The sequence below is a fragment of the Arthrobacter sp. PAMC 25486 genome (assembly GCF_000785535.1).
Lineage (GTDB): Bacteria > Actinomycetota > Actinomycetes > Actinomycetales > Micrococcaceae > Specibacter.
On the sequence record NZ_CP007595.1, the window covers coordinates 2031916 to 2050352 of the forward strand.

Sequence of the window (18437 nt, forward strand, 5' to 3'; positions counted from 1 at the left end):
TGGACAGCCAACACCGTCCGTCGCTTTCCCGCTGTGCCGCGGATCCCATGGCTAGACTGGCTGCATGAGAGCACATGCCCCCGTCACCGTCACAGTCACCGGCGCAGCAGGCCAGATCGGTTATGCGCTGCTGTTCCGAATCGCCTCTGGAGCCATGCTTGGACCCGATGTTCCGGTCAGGCTGAACCTGCTGGAAATTCCCCAGGCCACCCAGGCCGCCGAAGGCACTGTCCTTGAGCTTATGGACTGCGCCTTCCCTCTCGTAACCGGGCTGGAGGTCTTCGACGACCCCGTCAAGGCGTTCGACGGCGTAAATGTCGCCATGCTGGTTGGCGCCCGTCCTCGCGGGCCGGGCATGGAACGGTCCGAGCTGCTCAGTGCCAACGGCGGCATCTTCTCCGTGCAGGGCCACGCCCTGAATGCCGGCGCAGCACCGGACGTCAGGGTGGTTGTGGTGGGCAACCCCGCCAACACCAACGCCTTGATCGCCTCCTCCCACGCCCCCGACATTCCCGCATCACGCTTCACCGCCATGACCCGGCTGGACCATGACCGGGCCGTGGCCCAACTGGCGGCCAAGACCGGTGCCAGTGTTGCCGGCATCCGCAAGCTGGCGATCTGGGGCAACCACTCGGCAACCCAGTATCCGGACCTCAGCCATGCAACTGTTAACGGCACCGCGGCAACGTCTTTGGTGGAGCAATCCTGGATAGCCGATGAGTTCATCCCGCGGGTGGCCAAGCGCGGTGCCGAGATCATTTCCGTGCGCGGCGGTTCCTCGGCAGCGTCAGCCGCGAATGCCGCCATCGAACATGTGCGGCTCTGGGTCAACGGCACAGCGGAGGGTGATTGGACCAGCATGGCTGTGCCGTCGGACGGCTCTTATGGTGTGCCCGAGGGTCTCGTCAGCTCCTTCCCCGTCACCACCCGCGATGGAGACTACAGCATTGTGCAGGGCCTGGAAATCAGCGATTTCTCGCGTGCCCGGATCGACGCCTCGGTGGCCGAGCTGCTCTCTGAACGTGACGCTGTCACGGAATTGGGCCTCCTCTAAGGTGACTGTCCTGGATATGAATGAGCCGGGCATGATGAATGAGCCTGGCATGGATGAGGCTTCCGTACATGAGCCCGGCCTGACGGCGATCGACCTGAATGCGGATGTGGGGGAATCGTTCGGCCCGTGGCGGCTGGGCGATGACGCGGCGATCTTCATGCAGGTGTCCAGCGCCAGCATTGCCTGCGGTTTCCATGCCGGGGACCCGCGGACGATGCGGAAAAGCTGTGCCGCCGCCGCAGCTGCCGGTGTGGCGATCGGGGCGCATCCCAGTTACCGCGACCTGGCCGGATTTGGCAGGCGGTTCCTGGACGTTGATCCGGAGGAACTGCGGGACGAGGTGCTGTACCAGGTGGGCGCCCTGCAGGCCATGGCCCGTGCCGAGGGTACGTCCGTGCGCTATGTGAAACCGCATGGTGCCTTGTACAACGCGCTCGTCCACCACACGGCACAGGCTGAAGCTGTGGTGTCGGCCATGCTGGAACTTGGTCCTGCCCTGCCACTGCTGGTCTCCCCGGGGTCCGAGGCCGGACGGTTGGCCGCGGCTGCCGGGATCACGGTGGTAGCCGAGGCGTTTGCGGACCGCGCCTACAACCCCGACGGCACGCTGGTGCCCCGCACCCAGCCCGGCGCCGTGCTCCATGATGTGGATGCCGTCGTCACACAGGGCTTGCGCATCGCCGTGGACAGGGAAGTCATTGCCACCGACGGCACCCGCGTTCCCCTCGATGTGCAGAGCCTGTGCCTGCACGGCGACACCCCCGGAGCCGTCGCCATGGCCTCCGCTGTCCGCGCCGCGCTTGATTCCGCCGGCGTGGCCATCCGCAGTTTCGCCTAGGTGGAGCATCGGGAAGGGGTGGAGCGCCCTTTGCGCCTGCTTAATGTTGGGGAAACCGCTGTTCTGGCTGAGCTTGGCTCTCTGGGACAGGTTGTGGCCGTGCAGGCCCTGCTGCGGCGGCAGACCCCGCCCGGCGTCATCGATATCGTGGCCGCGGCCCAAACTGTGCTTGTCACCTGCGATTCGCCCGCCTCCGTGCAGGCCATCCGGACCTTGCTGGTCAACGCACCTCCCGGGCTGCCCGAGCCACCTCCCGGCATCGTCCACACCATCAAGACCCAGTACGACGGCGCCGACCTCGCCCACGTTGCCGGGCTCACCGGGCTGAGCGCCGAGGCTCTCGTGGCTTGGCACAGCGGCCAGCAATGGTTGGCTGCCTTTGGCGGTTTCGCCCCGGGATTCATGTACCTCAGTCCCACGGTGAAGCTGCTAAACGTCCCCCGGCGACCCAGCCCGCGCACACTGGTCCCAGCCGGATCGGTTGCAGTGGGCGGCGAGTTCTCCGCAGTGTACCCGGGCCCCAGTCCGGGCGGCTGGCAGTTACTGGGACACTGCGCCGAGATCTTGTGGAACGCCACCGCCGGCACCCCGGCACTGCTGCAGCCCGGGGATGCCGTGCAATTTGTGCCCGTCCGGGAACTCGTCACTGTGTCACCGGCACCGGCACCGGCACAAGAGCCGCCAGCCTGCGCAATGGCCGGACTGAAAGTCCTGACCCCCGGCGCCTTCACTACGGTGCAGGATTTGGGCCGCCCCGGTTTTGCCCATCTGGGTGTCACAGCGTCCGGTGCCCTGGACCGGGCGGCCCTGCGCCGTGCCAACAGGATGGTGGGAAACAGCAGCACCACCCCGGGCGATACCCACCCCGGAACCGTGCCCGGCGCAGCCGGCTTGGAAATGGTCATGGCCGGATTGGCGGTACAGGCGGTCGGCAGCCAGATTGTGGCGGTTGCCGGTACAGGCATCCTGCTCAGGGTGGCGGCTACCGACGGCGCCCTGCACACTCCACCGGCCAATGCACCGTTTGTGCTGCTCGACGGGGAAATATTAAGCGTGGGGCTGTGTCCGGGCACCGCGGAATTGCGCAGCTATCTGGCCGTGCGGGGAGGTTTCACCATGCCTGCCGTCCTGGGCAGCCGTGCCACGGATATGCTTTCGGGGCTGGGCCCCGACGTTATTGCGGCTGGGACGTTCCTGCCCGTGGCTCCGACAACGGGCGTTGTAGGATTTCCGGAAGCAGCCCCGCCGTCTCCGCAGGATATTACCGAATTGCGGTTCATCCTGGGCCCGCGCCACACCTGGTTCACCCCGGCGTCACTGGCCGCGTTTGAAAACCAGCCCTGGCAGGTCAGTGCAGCATCCAACAGGATCGGGCTGCGCCTGGATTCCCACGGGACAGGCGGCACGGTCCTGGAACGCACCCTTGGGGCCGCTTCGGCGGAGCTCCCCAGCGAGGGGATGGTCGACGGTGCAATCCAGGTGCCGCCGTCGGGCCTGCCGCTGATCTTCCTGGCCGACCACCCTGTCACAGGCGGCTACCCCGTCCTGGGCGTGGTGCTGCACGAAGATTTGGGCCGGGCCGCTGGGCTGGCGCCCGGTGCGACAGTCCGGTTCAGGCGTGTTGAACATGGCTGAGCCTGCTGCCCGTACGGATCTTGCGGAAGTTGTGACCGGCTAGAGCGCCTGGCAGGTGGCTACATAGCCGATCAGCGGGCTCACGCTCAGGCGCACCTGCTGGCCCTGCCGGACCGAGAGGGCCATGCCCGGATTCACGGTGTAGGTTTTCAGGCCGCCCGCAGTTTCCAGCACGAGCTCGTGGCGGATACGCCGGTTGTCGTTGTTACGCTGGCCAAAGTTGTCCCGGCCGCGGCGAAAAATGAGGTCCTGGACAATTCTCGGCAGGACGTCGCCGAATTGGCGCGAACCTGCCATGACGACTATGCCTGTCACCCCGTGCCTTGGCGTGAGGTCGAGGATGCCAACGACCAGCCGCAACAGCCCGTAGAGGGTGAACAGGAGACCCAACACTGTCAGCGGGAAGGCCAGCATGCGGATCACCGAGGCAATCTTGGCGACTTCTTCGGTGTCGCCCTGGAGCGAGCCGCCGGCGATCCTGATGCACCAATAGCTCACAAAAATGCCAATCGCCGCATGGACGAGCCCGTGCATGGCGAGCCTGGCTGGCGCCATCCCCGACCAGGGGCGCAAGGTGATGCCCAACAGGTTGCTGGTGGATTGAAGATTCATGGCGTGCCTGCCTTCGTGGATCGGAAAGCCCAGCGTAGGCAGCCTCAATGAAACTATTCTTAAAGAATCACTGTCACGGGCATTGCTGCTGTGAGGGCCCGCGGTCCTCGTTTTTTCGTCCGCGCAGGAACCAAGCGATGGGGCCTGCGAAGTTAATGAACGACGCCGCCACCCACCCCACCTTGGAGCCATTGACCTGCGCCGGGGTTCTTTTGGAGATGTCCCGCAGCGCCGCCACCTGCAGCGCGATTTGCGCAGCTCCGGCCACGACAATCGCACAGCGCTTTGGCACGCTCAAGTCACTCCAGCGTTTTTTCGCTGCCATGGTGTCTCCTTTAGAGTTTGTTGTTGTCTCGTTGGCGGGGTTCAAAAATCTGTGTGTTCAAAGATCCAGGGCAGGCTTGTCATGGTCAGCCGGTGGCGGCCGCCGGGGTGTGCCGCGGGACCGGGGTAGTCCTCATCGCCATCCCACAAGACACCTGCCGGGCGAACACCTCGCATGTTGGGCACCGCGGTGGCCAGCACGGGGCCGGTGTTGCCTGTGGTGCCGTTTTGACCTGCCCAAGCGGCGTCACTTGCTGCACCAACACTGTCGGTTCCGGTGGCACCCGGGCGAGATCCGGCGTCGGGCATCAGCAAGTGTGTGTTGTAGGCAAAAGGTGTGTGGTTCCGGGCGTCGGCGACTGCCTGGGCGGTCGATCCCATGGCGGCCAGATTGTGCAGCGTGACCCAGGTGGGCGGGACGAGCGATATTTTGCCTTCTGCGTGCCTGGCCAGGGCTGCCGCGGGGGCCAGCCATTCGTAGCGTTCGTGCTCCTCAGGATTCAATACCACCTTGTCCGAGGCCGCCGGCGCCAGCATGAACCACGTCCTGAAGCGGCGCGGGATGGCGTGCATGGGTGTCCACTGGGCCAGCCACACCAGCTGGTCGGGGCCCAGTTCCTGGCCAGTCTCCTCCGCCAGTTCGCGCAGGCCGGCCACCTGGGCGGCCGCAAGGTCGTCCAATGGGCGCCCTGTTCCATTCAGGCGGTCCTCGGGGTCGACCTTTCCGCCGGGAAACACCCAGGCCCCACCGAAGGCCCGGCTGTTGTGTGGCCGCTCCAGCATGAGGGTTTCAAGCCCCGCCGCACCGTCGCGCAGCAAGACAATGGTGCAGGCGTCTTCCAACGGCGCAAGCTGTGCAACTGTGTCCATTCAGTCATCGTATCCCCACCGTCCCACACCCTGCCGCACCCACGTCTCCTCCTCCCCCATGCCGACACGCACCCACGTCTCCTCCTCCCCCATGCCGACACGCACCCGCATTCCCGCCACTCCCCGCCGCCCCTGACCTACCCCAAAAGGGCAACCAAAAGTTTCCATTGCCATCGGCTATACACGCGAGTAGTCTGCTATTCATGAGTACAGCTCAGGAAGATCTCACGGGGCGTGCACGGCTCCGGGACGCCGCCATCGAGTGCTTTGCGGCGCGGGGATTCGGTGAATCCCTCCGCGCCATTGCGGCACGGGCAGGCGTCAGCGCAGGGCTGGTCCGCCACCACTTTGGATCCAAGGAGGAACTGCGCGCCGAGTGCGATTCCACGGTCCTGGACCGCTACCGCGTGTTCAAGAATGACAGTCTGAACACGCCACCCACCCGCCTGTTTACGCAGTTGCCCGCCTCCCGCGACGGCGGCATGCTCATGGTCTACATTCTGCGCAGCGTCCAGGACGGCAGCGCGGCGGGGCGCATGTTTGTGGACAGCATGGTGGCCGAGGCCGTGGACTTCACCGCGGACGCCGTGGCCCGCGGGCTTGTTGTGCCCAGCCGCGACGAGGAAGCCCGTGCACGGTTCATGGTGCAGCAGTCCATCGGCAGCATGCTGGTGAACCTGGCCATGCGCCCGGAAATTCAGCTGGACGATTTTGCAACCGTCATGGACCAGTACATGGCCGACTCCATGCTCCCCACGCTGGAGGTTTACACGGAAGGCATCTTCACCGACCGTACCTATCTTGATGAATATGTTGCCTTTCTGGCCACCAAGACCAACCCGCCCGCGGGCCTCGCGGGAGAAGCTGCAACAAGGTAAAGGAATCACCATGTCCAACACCGTTCCGGCAGTCGAGGTACAAGGGCTGCACAAGAGGTTTGGAAGCACCACCGCCCTGGCAGGGTTGAACCTGCGGGTGGATCGGGGCACCGTCGCAGGATTCCTGGGACCAAACGGCTCGGGCAAGTCCACCACCATCCGCATCCTGCTGGGTCTTTTGCGGTCCGACGGCGGCAGCGCAAGCCTGCTGGGCGGCGATCCCTGGCGTGACGCCGTCGAGCTTCACCGGCGCATCGCCTACGTGCCCGGCGATGTCAGCCTGTGGCCCAACCTGACCGGAGGGCAGGCCATCGACATCCTCTCCAAGTTGCGCGGCGGCGTGGACAATGCCAAGCGCGACAGTCTGCTGGAGCGTTTTGAGTTGGACCCCACCAAGAAGGCGCGCAGCTATTCCAAGGGAAACCGGCAAAAGGTGGCCCTCGTTGCCGGGCTGGCCTCCAACGCGGAACTGCTGATCCTTGATGAGCCGACGTCGGGCCTGGACCCGCTCATGGAGCAGGTCTTCACGGACTGCATCCGCGAGATGAAGGCGCAGGGTCGCAGCGTGCTGCTCTCCAGCCACATCTTCGCCGAGGTCGAAAAGCTGTGTGACACCGTCACCATCATCCGCGAGGGCAAGACGGTGGAGGCCGGCCGGCTGGACGAACTGCGACATCTGCACCGCACCGTGGTCACCGTCCTGCTGGACCGCGACGCATCCGTGCTCGGCGGCGTTGCCGGCGTGAACCAACTCGTCACGGACGGCAACCACGCCACGTTTACTGTGGGCGAGGCCGAACTCGGCGGCGTGCTCGCTGCCATCTCCGCGTTCAATCCGCGCCAGCTCGTCTCAAGCCCACCGTCCCTTGAGGACCTGTTCCTGCGCCACTACGGCGGCGTTGCTTCCTCAAGCACGACGGCGGCCGGCAGCACCGGGACGGACGGCACCAAGGCGGCCGGCGCCACCGGGACGGACGGCACCAAGGCGGCCGGCGCCACCGGGACGGACGGCACCACTGGTACGGACTCAGCCTCGGCGCAGGCAGCGGGTGCGCGATGAGCATCGCGGCCCCCCCGCCTCCACGCCGCTGGGACCCCATCCGCAGCGGGCACCCTGGCCGGATTCGGCCTCTCCGTGCGGTTCATCCTGCGCCGCAACTGGTTGCGCCTGCTGATCTGGGCCCTGGTGCTGGCCATCATGATCCCCATCGTTTATTCCTCCCAGCAGGAGGCCTTTCCCACGCAGGCGGCCAGGGATGCCTACGCCAACGTGGCCAACACCCCGGCCATTGCGGCGATGACAGGTCTGCCGTATGCGGCCGGCAGCCTGGGCGGCATCCTCGTCATCAAAATCTGGATGACGCTCGCCGTCGCCTTGGGCTTTGCCGCGATCTTCCTGGTGACCCGCAACGGCCGCGCCGATGAGGAAGCCGGCCGCACCGAACTGCTGCGCGGCTCCGCACTGGGACGGCACGCCTTCAGCCTGGCGAACTACGCGGTGGTGGGCGGGCTCTGCATCGTCACGGGCCTGCTGATCACGCTGCTGGCCCTGTCCGATAATCTGCCGGCCGCCGGTTCCTGGGTGCTGGGCGGCTCGATCGCCGGCGTCGGGCTGGCCTTCGTCGGTGTCGCGGCACTCTGCGGGCAGCTGAGTTCCTCCAGCCGGGGCGCGAACTCCTTGGGCGTGGCCGTGCTGGCCGTCTTTTATCTGATCCGGGCCGTTGCGGATGTGAACGCGTCCGACACCAAGGTGACCGCCCTGAGCTGGTTCTCGCCGATCGGCTGGGGCCAGAACATGCGTTCGTTCTCCCAAGACACGTGGTGGCCGTTCCTGGCCCTGCTCGCCTTCGCCGCAGCCTGCTGTGTGCTGGCGCTACGCATTGAAACCCGCCGGGACTTGGGCATGGGCCTGCTGCCCGAACGCCGCGGACCGGGTCACGCCACCGCGGTGCTGACCTCACCCATCGGGTTGGCGTTGCGCCTGCAGCGGGCCACCCTGATTTCCTGGCTGTTCGGTGCAATCGTGGCCGGCCTGTTTTTCGGCAGCGTGGCGAAAGCCATGACCACGGTCTTGGACCCGTCAAATTCATATGCCAAGGCGTTCCTCGGCGGCTCACATGACATGCTCAACGGCATCATGGGCATGTTCGTGCTGTTCACCGCCATGCTGGCCGGCGCCTTTGCACTGCAAAGCCTGTCCGGTGCCCGGGCCGAGGAATCCGGCGGACGGCTCGAGTCCCAACTGGCCGGATCGCTCGCCCGCACCGGCTGGCTCGGCGCGCACATCGCCGTGGCCGCCGCGGGTTCTGCCGCGATGCTGCTGCTCGGCGGCTGGCTCACCGGTGTCTCCTCCAACGGTGCCGCAACAGGTGCCGCCATGGCCGCGGCGGCTTTCTCCTACTGGCCGGCCGTGCTGCTGATGATGGGCGTGCTGTTATTTTTGCACGGTTTCCTGCCCCGGCTGAGCGTCAGCCTGAGCTGGGCCGTGTACGGCATCTCTGTGGTGGTGGCCATGTTCGGGCCTTTGTTTTCCCTCTCCGAGGCAACCATCAAGGCCACACCGTTTGGCGCCGTCCCCCGCATGCCTGCAGAGAGCTTCGCCCTGCCGCCGCTCGTGGTCTTGATCGTGATCGCCGTGGTGCTTGGAGTGTTGGGAATCTGGCGTTTCCGGAACCGCGACATCATGGCGGAGTAGCCTGAAAGTGGCAGCCGTCCGGCAGGGACAGCCGGCATAAGACACAGGAGGAATTGTGGAACCGTTGACGTTGGGCCAGGCTTTGGAGCTTGAACACCGGGAAATCGACGGCGGGTTTGAAGCCTATGTGGCGTCGCTGGACGATTCTGCGGGTGTCCAGGCCACGCCCGAGCCTGCGGCCGACGCCGGCCCGCTGATGGCGGCGCTGACCGGGCTGCGCCGCCACATCTACCTCGAGGAAGAGTTCCTGTTCCCGCCGTTGAAGAGGGCGGGGCTCATGGGTCCGATCTTCGTCATGCTCCGCGAGCACGGCTTGTTGTGGAAGCAGCTGGACGCCGTGGAATCATTGTTCCAGGGCTCCGCCGATGCCGGGGAAATGCGCCTGGCCTGCAACGATCTGCTCGCCCTCCTCAGCGATCACAATGCCAAGGAAGAACCCATTATTTACACGCAGGCCGATGAGATCCTCGGTGCCGAAGCCAGTGGTGAACTGCTGAAATTCCTTGACCAAGGCACGACGCCGGAGGGCTGGGCGGCCAGCGCAGCCTGAGTCCGGCGGCTGGCTTTCTCAGGTGGCTGGCCGGGTGCCGGTTTCATAGGCTGAGAACGTTTCCGCCGCCTCGTCCAGGAAGTCATCGACCTGATTTTCGTTGTACCCCTTGAAGAACTTGATGGGGGTAAAACGGGCCTGCATGATGTCCGCGGCTGCGAGTCCGCCGGCCAGGCCGGCCTCCCATTTTTCCATTGCCTTGCGGACCGACTTCACAAACTCGTCCACCTCAGGAATTGCATAGCCCTCATGCAGCCTGGTCGTGGCGAAACTGATACTGGCAATATCCGAACTGTGCATGGCGCTGCCTTTACCGTCGGGCGGAACACGCTGCTCCGCATCGGTTGTTCCAAGGCCAGCTTAAGCCACAAGTCGGCAAATTTCCTTAGTTCTGCTCCAAAACGCCCGCGCTCAGGCGCCTAACGCGCCACTTCTGGCCCTCACCCGGCCGCCGCAGCCAAAATTGTCTTGGCCAAGGGTCCTCCGGTCACAGCCCCAAGGTCTCCATCTTCGACGAAGACGGCCACGGCAACATCACCCTGTGCGGCAATGACCCATGAGTGGGTGCGTGGCGGGGTCTCGGTGCCGTATTCGGCGGTTCCGGTCTTGCCGATTGCCTCGGCTCCGGGCAGGTCGGCCAGGTTGTCAAGGTAGCCATCGGTGACGACCGCACGCATCATGGTGCGCAGATCGCCGGCTTCCTCCCCTGTCAGGGCTGCTCCCTCTGCTGGCTTGACCTTACCGTCGTGTCCGTCAACCAGCACCGGGGCAACCGCTTCACCTTTGACCGCGGAGGCCATCAACGCAGCCATGGACAGTGGTGAAACCTGTATCTTTCCCTGTCCGATCATGGACGCGGCATGCTCCGTGCCGGCGGAGTCCCGCGGGACAGCTCCCATGAAGGCCTGCAATCCAAGGTCATTGCTCATGCCAATTCCCAGCGCGCCCGCCGCGTCCGCCAGACCGGTCTGGGGCAGCTTCTCAAATTGGGAGACGAAGGCTGTGTTGCAGGAATGCGCGACGGCAGTTGTCAAGGACACTTCGCCTGTCGCCTCGGGTGCGTAGCCTGGGGCGTTCAGGAACTTCTTGCCATCCGCGACGTACTCAGGGGAACAAGTCACCGTTGACTCCGGGGTCATTCCCAAGCGAAGCAGGCCAAGGGAGGTGGCTATCTTGAACGTTGATCCGGGGGCATATTGGCCCAGGAATGCCGTGTTGTACCCCTGACTGTCGGGGCCGTTGGCCGATGCCAAAATAGCCCCCGTGGATGGCCGCATGACCACAACGGAGCTCGGTGATGTCACATCAGCCAAGGCATCCTCGGCGGCGCTTTGCAGGCCCGGCACCAACGTGGTCTTCACATCGGTGCCGTTGACGGGGTCGCTCGAGAAGAGGACGGTCAAAGGTGCGTTGGGATCCTCGGGTGAGGTCCCGGCGTCGTCCGTGGGGGAAGCGGTGGCATCCTCCGCAGCATCCTTAGCGGCGGGAACGGCACTGATGGTCACGCCCCGGGTGCCGGAAAGCTGGTCGTTGAATGCAGCCTGCAGGCCTGCCGAGCCAACAACTTGTCCCGCAACAATCTTGCCCTCGGATTTTTCAATGTCCTCGGCCGTGGCTTCATGGACGGTGCCAAGAATGGCTTGGGCAAAGGTGCGCGAGGGTGCCAGCGGCAGGGTGGAAGCCGTGGCCAGGACACCCTTGATGGCGTTGAGCTGCTCCTGATTCAGCTCATTGAACGCGTCCTCACGCAAGGTGATGGCGTCGACAAAGGCCACGGGCCCATACGCCTTGACCTTGTCAAGGTAGCCTTGTTCGTCGATTCCCAGCACGTCGGCCAGAGCCTTGGCCGAGGATTCAGCTGTTTCTTCACTGAGGCCGTCCTTGTTGATGCCGACGATGCGCACCGGACGGGCCTTCACAATTGCTTCACCATCGGCGGAGAGGATCTGGGCTCGTTGGCCATAGCTGCTGGCCAGCTTGAACCGCTCGCCAGACTTGAGCTTGGGTTCGACCATTTCCGGGGACCAGGTGATGATCCAGCCGTTCCCATCGCGCTTCATGTCGGCGCCGGTGGCATACGTCCATGGCTTGTCCAGGTCGGGGAGCTTCCAGGAGTAGTTCAGTGAAACACGGGCCGTGTCCTCGGTGACGGCGACGCTGCCAACGCTGACATCCGGCCAGACAGGGTCGATGCTCTCGGCGAGCCCGGTCAGCTCCTTTTGGACGTCGGCCGTTGCCTTGTCGAAACTCAAGTCTCCCACTGTGTGGCTGGCAAGTGCCTTGGCCAGTGCAGCGGCTGTTGCCGTCCCGTCGTCCTTGGGAGAACAAGCTGTCCCACCAAGTACGAGACCGAGTGCGAGCAGAAATACTGTGACGCGACGAATCATGAGCTCCCTGACGTTGTTTGTCTTTCAGCCTAGCGCCCCACACGGTGTGGCCCCTGCCGCGGCGGCCACGCGCCGTGAACATCTGGCCATTCGGCTTACCCGGCAAACAGTTAGGCGCGGCGCTTGTGGAGAGACTTGTTGATGAGTTTCTTGAGCCATTTGGGGTACATGGGTCGTTGCGGGTCGGTATTCAGTGGTGGTTGGTAGGTGCCGCTGGGTGCGATCCAGCCGACGCGGCCATCGTCGGTGACTTTGGCGGTCCAGCCGCGTAGTTTGATGCCATGGCGTTCGGGTTCGTTGATGCTGCGACGTTCTCCGCGCCGGTTTTTGTCGTCTTTGAAGTGCTTTAGGGTGTGGTGGCGTTTGCAGGCCGCGCGCAGGTTTGTCAGGGTGGAGGCGCCGCCGAACTCGAAGGCGCGCAGGTGGTCGAGTTCGGTGTCCATGACAGGGTTTGGACAGTTCGGGACGTAGCAGCCTCCGGCGAGTGCTTGCAGCACGGCTTTCTCTGCCGCTCGGAGTATGTAGCGTTCTGGTTGCAGTGGCAGGGCTTCGCCGCTGATCGGGTCGGTGAGCACGCGCAGGAACGAGGAGGAATGGGCTAGGAGTTTCCGGGCGATTTCTGCTGGGACGGGTCCGCCTTGCGGGCCGGCGAGTTCCCCTGGTTCATCGGTAATCCCCAACAGCCCCAGGTAGGGTACCGTGACGATCACCAGGGCTTCGGGCAGGGGCGGATCGGTCAGGACCTTTGAGTGGGCCAGCTCCTGAAGCTGCTGTTGGTATTCGGTTTGCGGGTCTTCGGGAATCCCGTCAACGATCCACCCCACCAGCCCGGACCCGTCCCCGACCAGTTCCCCCGCAAGTGCCTCTGCCGGTTCCTGTCCACCATCTCCGGCAACCTGCGAAGAGGAGTTGTCGGCGTCCTGTGCGCTGTGGGAGCTGTTGGATCCGTTGGAGCCCAGCGGTGCGATGAAACTGTCGGCTGGAACTGTGGGTTCAGCGTGGGCGGGCAGAACTGTCCCCTCCGCCAAGGTTTCCTGGCGGTGGCTGGATGAATTGGAGGTGCTAACGGATGGGCCAGAGGGGGTAGGGGCACGCTGCCCGGTGGACGCGGTGCCGCTGGTCCCTAGGTCCTCAACGGTGCTGGTGCTGATTTTCTGGTCGGGACCGTCACCGGCCACGATGTCCTTGCTGCCCCGCTCGTGTGACCAGGGAGGCACATCGAATTGCTCGACCAGCGATACCTCGAAGGCGCAGGCCTGCCCCAAGGACGACATGCCCGGCTCGCTTGAACTGCCCGGCTTAGTTGACTTGCCGGGGTCGGCCGTAGCCTGAGCCCCTTTCGCAGGCCACGGAGCAGTTCCGGAATCTCCGAACACCGGAGGCGACCCACCCTTTGCGGTGCCGGTGCCAGTATCGGTGCCAGTGCCAGTGCCGGTGTCTGAGGCGCCGGTTGAGCCCGCCGGGCACAGGGGCAGGTCCTGGCCCAGGAGCAGGATCGCGGCGATGTCGGCCCGCAGCTGATCGAGGGTCCTGTATTCCCGGCAGTCCTGGCCGGTGCCGAAGGCGTCTGCTGCGTGCTGCGCGCGGTGGGCCTCGGCCTTGATGGCGCGGGCCAGGCGGGTGCAGTGCGTGTAAATCGCGGAGGCGCTGACCGTAGGGAGGTGCATGGTCAGCCAGGACATGCCGTCTTTGCCGGGGTCGCAGCTGATGGTGCGTTTGCGAAAGGCTTCCTTGGTCCGGGTTGCCATGGTTTCCGGGTGCATTTTCTCCCGCGCCCGCCGGGCCTTCCCGGCAAAGGAGGCCGCCGTCGTGTTCTCTGCCAGCACCAGCAGCCGGGCCTCCAGAAGGGTCGCATCCTCAACGGTTGTCGTGGGGGTTTCCTGCAATGTACGGACTTCGTCGTTGATGATCGTTGCGTGATGCCAGGAAAGTTCCCCAGCCTCCAACGCGGCCAACACCTCGGGGCGTTCCTTGACCAGTACCACGCTGTGATACTCCAGGGCTGCTGCCGTACGTTCGGGGATGCCGAGGGTTAGTGCGATTTCCGTCGCTGTGGAGGAAGCCGCGATCCCGTCTTGCCAGGTGTCCAGTCCCAGCAGTTCAGCCTCCACACCGGCTGCCCCGACGGCACGGGCAATCAAGCGTGCTTTGGCCCCGTCGAGCGCGTCCTCGTGGCGTTTAATCTCAGCCAAGGATGCCATCGCGGCGTCATAGGCGTCTTGTGCCACGGAGAGCTGGGTCACCGGCAGCGGATCAGGTACCGGATAGACGGGACGTTCGGGCAAGCCCGCCAGCTCAACATTGTCAGACCCAAAGTGTTCAATGGAAGGAAGAGCACGAGTCAACGCAGCCAGCAGTGCCACCACATCCTGTGTGGCCCCACCACCCCGGTCCCCGGGGAACTGCTCCCGAATACTCATAACAACAACAATACGCTCATCGTAATCAGACCGCAATACTTTCTAGAATAATACTTCTAATAATGTTATGGAAACCACGACAAACCCGGCCACGCGCTGAGCCCAAACCATGCTGGAGCGTCGGGAAAAACACCCCCGAACGCGCTGGAGCCTCGGAACGAGGCGACCTTGGGTCTCGGCGCAGGTCCATGGGCGGGGGAGGGAAGCGACGTCCCGAGAAGCACAGCCAACACGGCCGGCGATCGGCGCTTAACGCACGAACCGCCGTCGACCATTAAGGTCAATGGCGGCACGGTCCCGCCGGGCGCGTCGGACGGGCTGGCGAGAGGCAATCAGCCCATGCGCACGTCGATGGTTCCGGGTGCATCGGGGTTGAAGACGAGGCGGCGGTTGGCGATCTTGTCGGTGAAGAAGCGGTCGTGGCTGACCACGAGGACGGCGCCGGGGAAGTGCAGCAGCGCCCGTTCCATGACCTGCGTGCTGGACATGTCGAGGTGGTTGGTGGGCTCATCGAGCACCAGCACGGAGGCGCCGGAGAGCAGGCACTGGGCCATGGCGACGCGGGCGCGCTGCCCGCCGGACAGCGCACCGATGCGCTGTTTCAGGTCAGCCTCGGAGAATTGGAACATGGCCAGGAAGCGGTTGACGGACTTCTTCGTGGCGGTCAGGGCCAGGCTGTCGGGCATCGCGTTGACGGCGTGGGTGACAGTGTCGTCAGGGTCCAGCTCGTCCAAAACCTGGTTGTAGGAGACGAGCCCGCCGCCCTTGGCCCAGGCGACGTAGCCGGAATCTGCCGGCTCCTCCCCCGTCAGGGCGCGCAGCAGCGTCGACTTGCCCGAGCCGTTCGAGCCCAGCACCACAATCCGGTTGCCGCGGCGGATCTCAAAGCTGAGGTCGCTGAACAGCGTCCGGTCGCCGTACGACTTCGTCAGCGATTCCACCCGACACAGCACATCCTTGACGTGCAGCCCCCCGTAAATCTCGGTGATGATCTTGTCCACCGGTCGCGGGGCGCGCGATTTCTTGATCTTGGAAAGTTTCGAATCCAGCCCCTTCGACGCAGCCTTGGAGGCCTCGCGCCTATCGGAAATCCCCTCGGCCTCAAAGGCGAGCAGCTCAGATTCGTGCATGAACTGGCTCTCCAGCGTCTTCAGCCGGAACTGCTTGGCCACCACGTATTCGCTGAAGCTGCCGGGATATTCGTGCAGGTGGAAGTTTTCCACCTCGATGATGCGTGTGACCACGGCGTCAAGGAATTTCCGATCGTGCGAGACGATGATCGCCGCGCCCTGGAAGTTCTTGAACCAGCCTTCCAGCCATTCCACACCGGCCACGTCAAGGTAGTTGGTGGGCTCATCGAGCAGCAGGACGTCGGGGGCCTCGAGCAGGATCTTTGCCAGGGCTGCACGGTTGCGCCACCCTCCGGACAGCTCGTCGATCGCACACACGCGGTGGGCCTCGTTGAAGCCCAGCGTGGTCAGGACCTTGTCGATGGAGCGCTGGTAATCCCAGCCGTCAAGCCTGTCCATGTCGGCAAAGAGCTCGGACTGTCGGTGAATCAGTCGGTCCATGTCGCTTTCCGAGGGATCCGCACCGAGCGCCGCGTCAATCTCCGCGAGCTCAGCCTCAATCTCCTTCACATGCGCAAACACGTCCTCCAGCACCTCAAGGATGGTCTGCGCGCCGTTCAACTCCGAGAACTGTGAGAAGTAGCCGATTTTCGTGCCGAGTTCCACACTGACGGTGCCAGTGTCGGGCTCCACCTGGTCCATCACGAGCTTGAGCAGCGTTGACTTTCCGGAACCGTTGCGCCCGATCAGGCCAACCCTGTCCCCCGCCTCCAACTTAAAAAACGTCTCGCGCAGCACCTGGACCTTGTCGAAGCGCACGGAAACGTCATTGAGGCGGATCAAGCTCATGGGTGTGGTCCTTTTGTAGCGGGAGTGGGGCACGAAAAACACCCAAGCCCAGTTTACCGGCAGGCGAGGGGGCCTCGGTGGCGCGTGCCGCCGTCGTGCTTTAGGGATCCGTACTTTAAGGACAAGTACGACGGCGGCACCTGGGTGGGGCGGGCAGGGCTCCTTCCGCCGTGGCCGGCCTGCGCAACTTTCCCTGGCGGCTTGCAGCCAACAGTGCCAGTGTTGGCCCATGGGAACAATGATTGATTTTGCGGCGGCGGGACAGGAATTCCAGGCATACCGGTCGGAGCCGTCGGGCCCTGCACAGGGTGCGGTGCTGGTGATCCACGAAATTTGGGGGCTCACCGCGCACATCAAGGACGTGGCGGACAGGTTTGCGGCCGAAGGCTACCTCGCGGTGGCGCCCGACCTCATGGGCTTGGCTGGTTTGGACGCCGTGCTGCTGGCCGAATTGGGTGAACGGCGGGCCGATCCCGCGGCACAGGCCGAAGCCCAGCCCAAGCTTCGGGCCGCCACAGCGCCCCTGAACTCCCCGGAAAGTGCGGCGCAAATCAAGGCAGGCGTGGCCGCAGTCTTCAACTATTTGGAGGCAACACCGGAGGGCGCAGGACGGACAGCGGCGGTTGGTTTCTGTTTTGGCGGGACGTACGCGTTTGCCCTGGCTGTGGAGGAGCCACGGCTGAAGGCGGCCGTGCCGTTTTATGGCCACGCCGGCTATGCAACAGCCGAGCTCTCCGCCATTGCGTGCCCCATCTTGGCGTTTTACGGCGCGGACGATGCCGGCCTGATGGCGTCCCTGTCGGATCTTGCGCACCGCATGCAGGAAGCGGAGGTTGACTTCCGTCCCACCGTTTTCCCTGGCGCAGGCCACGCGTTTTTCAACGACGCCAACCCGTCCATGTACCGCCAGGAAGCCGCCGCCACTGCATGGGGGCAAACGCTGGCGTTCCTGGAAAGCCAACTCTCCCGGGATTAGCGCCGTGCCAAATGCATCGTCGGCGCACATCGTTCGACGCCGAGTCCCGCCTCCACACCGGCCGCCGCCGCACCCGCCCGGTCCCACTGTGCACGGCCGCCCCGGCCGCTGTGCACCACCACGGCAGCAGACTGTACCGTTGGGGATAGTGAGTGCGGCCGCCAACGAGGAGCGGTCCAATGATTGGATGGAGAACACATGAGCACGCCGATTCGCATTGGAATTGCCGGTTACGGAAACTTGGGCCGCGGGGTGGAGGCAGCCATTGCCAAGAACGCCGACATGACGCTCGTAGGAATCTACACCCGCCGCAACCCGGTCGAGCTGACCCCGCTGAACGCGGGCGCATCCGTGTTCTCCATGGACGACCTTGTCGGCCATGCAGGCGATGTTGATGTGCTGATCCTGTGCGGCGGCTCAAAGTCAGACCTGCCGGAACAGGGCCCGGCACTGGCCGCACTGTTCAACACGGTTGACAGCTTTGACACCCACGCCCGCATCCCGGAGTACTTCGCCGCCGTGGACGCTCCCGCCCAGGCTGCGCAGAAGACCGCGCTGATCTCCGCCGGCTGGGACCCGGGCATGTTTTCGATCAACCGCGTCTACGGCGAGGCGCTGCTGCCCGACGGCGACACCTACACGTTCTGGGGCCGGGGCCTGAGCCAGGGCCACTCGGACGCGATCCGCCGCGTCGACGGTGTTGCCGGAGGCGTGCAGTACACGCTGCCCTCGGAAACCGCGATTGAAGAGGTGCGCCGCGGCTCGCGCCCCGAACTCACCACCCGCCAGAAGCACACCCGCGAATGCTTCGTGGTGCTCGACGACGGCGCCTCCGAGGACGCCGTCCGCGCCGAGATCGTGGGCATGCCGCACTACTTCGACCAGTACGACACCACGGTGAACTTCATTTCCGCCGAAGAGCTGGCCCGCGACCATGCAGCCATGCCGCACGGCGGTTTTGTCATTCGCAGCGGCAACACCACGGATGGGCACGCCCAGGTCATCGAATACTCGCTGGCACTGGAAAGCAACCCCGAATTCACCTCCAGCGTGCTGGTTGCGTACGCCCGCGCCGTGCACCGCATGAACGCTGCCGGTCAGTTCGGCGCCAAGACCGTATTCGACGTGGCCCCCGGCCTGCTCTCCCCCAAGTCCGCCGCGGACCTCCGCGCCGAACTGCTGTAACCGCCCCGCCATTTCTCATCGAGTACGCAGTTGTTGGACCGATTTCGTTCAGGAATGCGCTTGCCGGTCCAACAACTGCACACTCGAATTGGGT

Annotated in this window: 16 protein-coding genes; 9 read left to right on the forward strand and 7 right to left on the reverse strand. The window is 64.6% G+C overall.

The features are described from left to right. Window positions 1-64 precede the first annotated feature (64 nt). The 3 genes from art_RS09295 (at window position 65) to art_RS09305 (ending at window position 3527) form a co-directional block, all read left to right on the forward strand. On the forward strand, window positions 65-1054 hold the full coding sequence (locus art_RS09295) for a malate dehydrogenase (RefSeq protein WP_038464343.1): 990 nt from the start codon (window positions 65-67) through the stop codon (window positions 1052-1054). Window positions 1055-1133: 79 nt separating this feature from the next. Beyond that, complete coding sequence (locus tag art_RS09300) at window positions 1134-1892, forward strand: LamB/YcsF family protein (RefSeq protein WP_038469500.1); 759 nt, start codon at window positions 1134-1136, stop codon at window positions 1890-1892. Between the two features lie 30 nt (window positions 1893-1922). Continuing rightward, a complete protein-coding gene (locus art_RS09305) occupies window positions 1923-3527 on the forward strand; it encodes a carboxyltransferase domain-containing protein (protein ID WP_253901539.1) in 1605 nt (534 codons plus the stop codon). Between the two features lie 39 nt (window positions 3528-3566). Here the strand turns inward: art_RS09305 and art_RS09310 are convergent, their stop codons facing one another. The 3 genes from art_RS09310 to art_RS20990 all read right to left on the reverse strand — a co-directional run bounded on the left by art_RS09310 (window position 3567) and on the right by art_RS20990 (window position 5333). Then, a complete protein-coding gene (locus art_RS09310; RefSeq protein WP_038464349.1) occupies window positions 3567-4139 on the reverse strand; it encodes a hypothetical protein in 573 nt (190 codons plus the stop codon). Window positions 4140-4212: 73 nt separating this feature from the next. Next, window positions 4213-4464, reverse strand: a complete 252-nt coding sequence (locus tag art_RS09315) for a PLDc N-terminal domain-containing protein (protein ID WP_038464352.1) — start codon at window positions 4462-4464, stop codon at window positions 4213-4215. Window positions 4465-4505: 41 nt separating this feature from the next. After that, complete coding sequence (locus art_RS20990) at window positions 4506-5333, reverse strand: NUDIX domain-containing protein (protein ID WP_052136185.1); 828 nt, start codon at window positions 5331-5333, stop codon at window positions 4506-4508. 203 nt (window positions 5334-5536) lie between these two features. On the opposite strand from art_RS20990, the gene art_RS09325 reads away from it, so the two are divergent. The 4 genes from art_RS09325 to art_RS09340 all read left to right on the forward strand — a co-directional run bounded on the left by art_RS09325 (window position 5537) and on the right by art_RS09340 (window position 9456). Continuing rightward, the gene (locus art_RS09325) at window positions 5537-6211 is read left to right on the forward strand and encodes a TetR/AcrR family transcriptional regulator (RefSeq protein WP_038464355.1); all 675 of its coding nucleotides are present in this window, start codon (window positions 5537-5539) and stop codon (window positions 6209-6211) included. A 10-nt stretch (window positions 6212-6221) separates the two neighbouring features. After that, entirely contained in the window at window positions 6222-7271 is a 1050-nt protein-coding gene (locus tag art_RS09330; RefSeq protein WP_082000215.1) for an ABC transporter ATP-binding protein, read from the forward strand. Between the two features lie 75 nt (window positions 7272-7346). Further along, window positions 7347-8906: an ABC transporter permease gene (locus art_RS09335; RefSeq protein WP_052136187.1), complete on the forward strand. Its 1560-nt coding sequence runs from the start codon at window positions 7347-7349 to the stop codon at window positions 8904-8906. Between the two features lie 55 nt (window positions 8907-8961). After that, complete coding sequence (locus art_RS09340) at window positions 8962-9456, forward strand: hemerythrin domain-containing protein (RefSeq protein ID WP_052136188.1); 495 nt, start codon at window positions 8962-8964, stop codon at window positions 9454-9456. An 18-nt stretch (window positions 9457-9474) separates the two neighbouring features. Here art_RS09340 and art_RS09345 read toward each other — a convergent pair whose 3' ends face one another. From art_RS09345 to art_RS09360, 4 genes are all read right to left on the reverse strand, one after another. After that, on the reverse strand, window positions 9475-9756 hold the full coding sequence (locus tag art_RS09345) for a DivIVA domain-containing protein (RefSeq protein WP_038464361.1): 282 nt from the start codon (window positions 9754-9756) through the stop codon (window positions 9475-9477). Window positions 9757-9896: 140 nt separating this feature from the next. Beyond that, window positions 9897-11843: a penicillin-binding transpeptidase domain-containing protein gene (locus art_RS09350; protein WP_038464363.1), complete on the reverse strand. Its 1947-nt coding sequence runs from the start codon at window positions 11841-11843 to the stop codon at window positions 9897-9899. Window positions 11844-11953: 110 nt separating this feature from the next. Further along, window positions 11954-14263 (reverse strand): HNH endonuclease signature motif containing protein, encoded by a 2310-nt coding sequence (locus art_RS09355; RefSeq protein WP_082000217.1) that lies wholly within the window; start codon window positions 14261-14263, stop codon window positions 11954-11956. A 332-nt stretch (window positions 14264-14595) separates the two neighbouring features. Further along, the gene (locus art_RS09360) at window positions 14596-16182 is read right to left on the reverse strand and encodes an ABC-F family ATP-binding cassette domain-containing protein (protein WP_038464369.1); all 1587 of its coding nucleotides are present in this window, start codon (window positions 16180-16182) and stop codon (window positions 14596-14598) included. Between the two features lie 229 nt (window positions 16183-16411). On the opposite strand from art_RS09360, the gene art_RS09365 reads away from it, so the two are divergent. Next, window positions 16412-17158 (forward strand): dienelactone hydrolase family protein, encoded by a 747-nt coding sequence (locus art_RS09365; RefSeq protein WP_038464371.1) that lies wholly within the window; start codon window positions 16412-16414, stop codon window positions 17156-17158. A 198-nt stretch (window positions 17159-17356) separates the two neighbouring features. Next, complete coding sequence (locus art_RS09370; RefSeq protein WP_038464374.1) at window positions 17357-18343, forward strand: diaminopimelate dehydrogenase; 987 nt, start codon at window positions 17357-17359, stop codon at window positions 18341-18343. The last annotated feature ends 94 nt before the right edge of the window (window positions 18344-18437 follow it).

Coding starts and splice junctions, on each gene's coding strand:
- art_RS09345 (WP_038464361.1), bottom strand. CDS start 9,756: ATGCACAGTTCGGATATTGCCAGTATCAGTTTCGCCACGACCAGGCTG.
- art_RS20990 (WP_052136185.1), bottom strand. CDS start 5,333: ATGGACACAGTTGCACAGCTTGCGCCGTTGGAAGACGCCTGCACCATT.
- art_RS09330 (WP_082000215.1), top strand. CDS start 6,222: ATGTCCAACACCGTTCCGGCAGTCGAGGTACAAGGGCTGCACAAGAGG.
- art_RS09325 (WP_038464355.1), top strand. CDS start 5,537: ATGAGTACAGCTCAGGAAGATCTCACGGGGCGTGCACGGCTCCGGGAC.
- art_RS09310 (WP_038464349.1), bottom strand. CDS start 4,139: ATGAATCTTCAATCCACCAGCAACCTGTTGGGCATCACCTTGCGCCCC.
- art_RS09295 (WP_038464343.1), top strand. CDS start 65: ATGAGAGCACATGCCCCCGTCACCGTCACAGTCACCGGCGCAGCAGGC.
- art_RS09365 (WP_038464371.1), top strand. CDS start 16,412: ATGGGAACAATGATTGATTTTGCGGCGGCGGGACAGGAATTCCAGGCA.
- art_RS09370 (WP_038464374.1), top strand. CDS start 17,357: ATGAGCACGCCGATTCGCATTGGAATTGCCGGTTACGGAAACTTGGGC.
- art_RS09360 (WP_038464369.1), bottom strand. CDS start 16,182: ATGAGCTTGATCCGCCTCAATGACGTTTCCGTGCGCTTCGACAAGGTC.
- art_RS09355 (WP_082000217.1), bottom strand. CDS start 14,263: ATGAGTATTCGGGAGCAGTTCCCCGGGGACCGGGGTGGTGGGGCCACA.
- art_RS09315 (WP_038464352.1), bottom strand. CDS start 4,464: ATGGCAGCGAAAAAACGCTGGAGTGACTTGAGCGTGCCAAAGCGCTGT.
- art_RS09350 (WP_038464363.1), bottom strand. CDS start 11,843: ATGATTCGTCGCGTCACAGTATTTCTGCTCGCACTCGGTCTCGTACTT.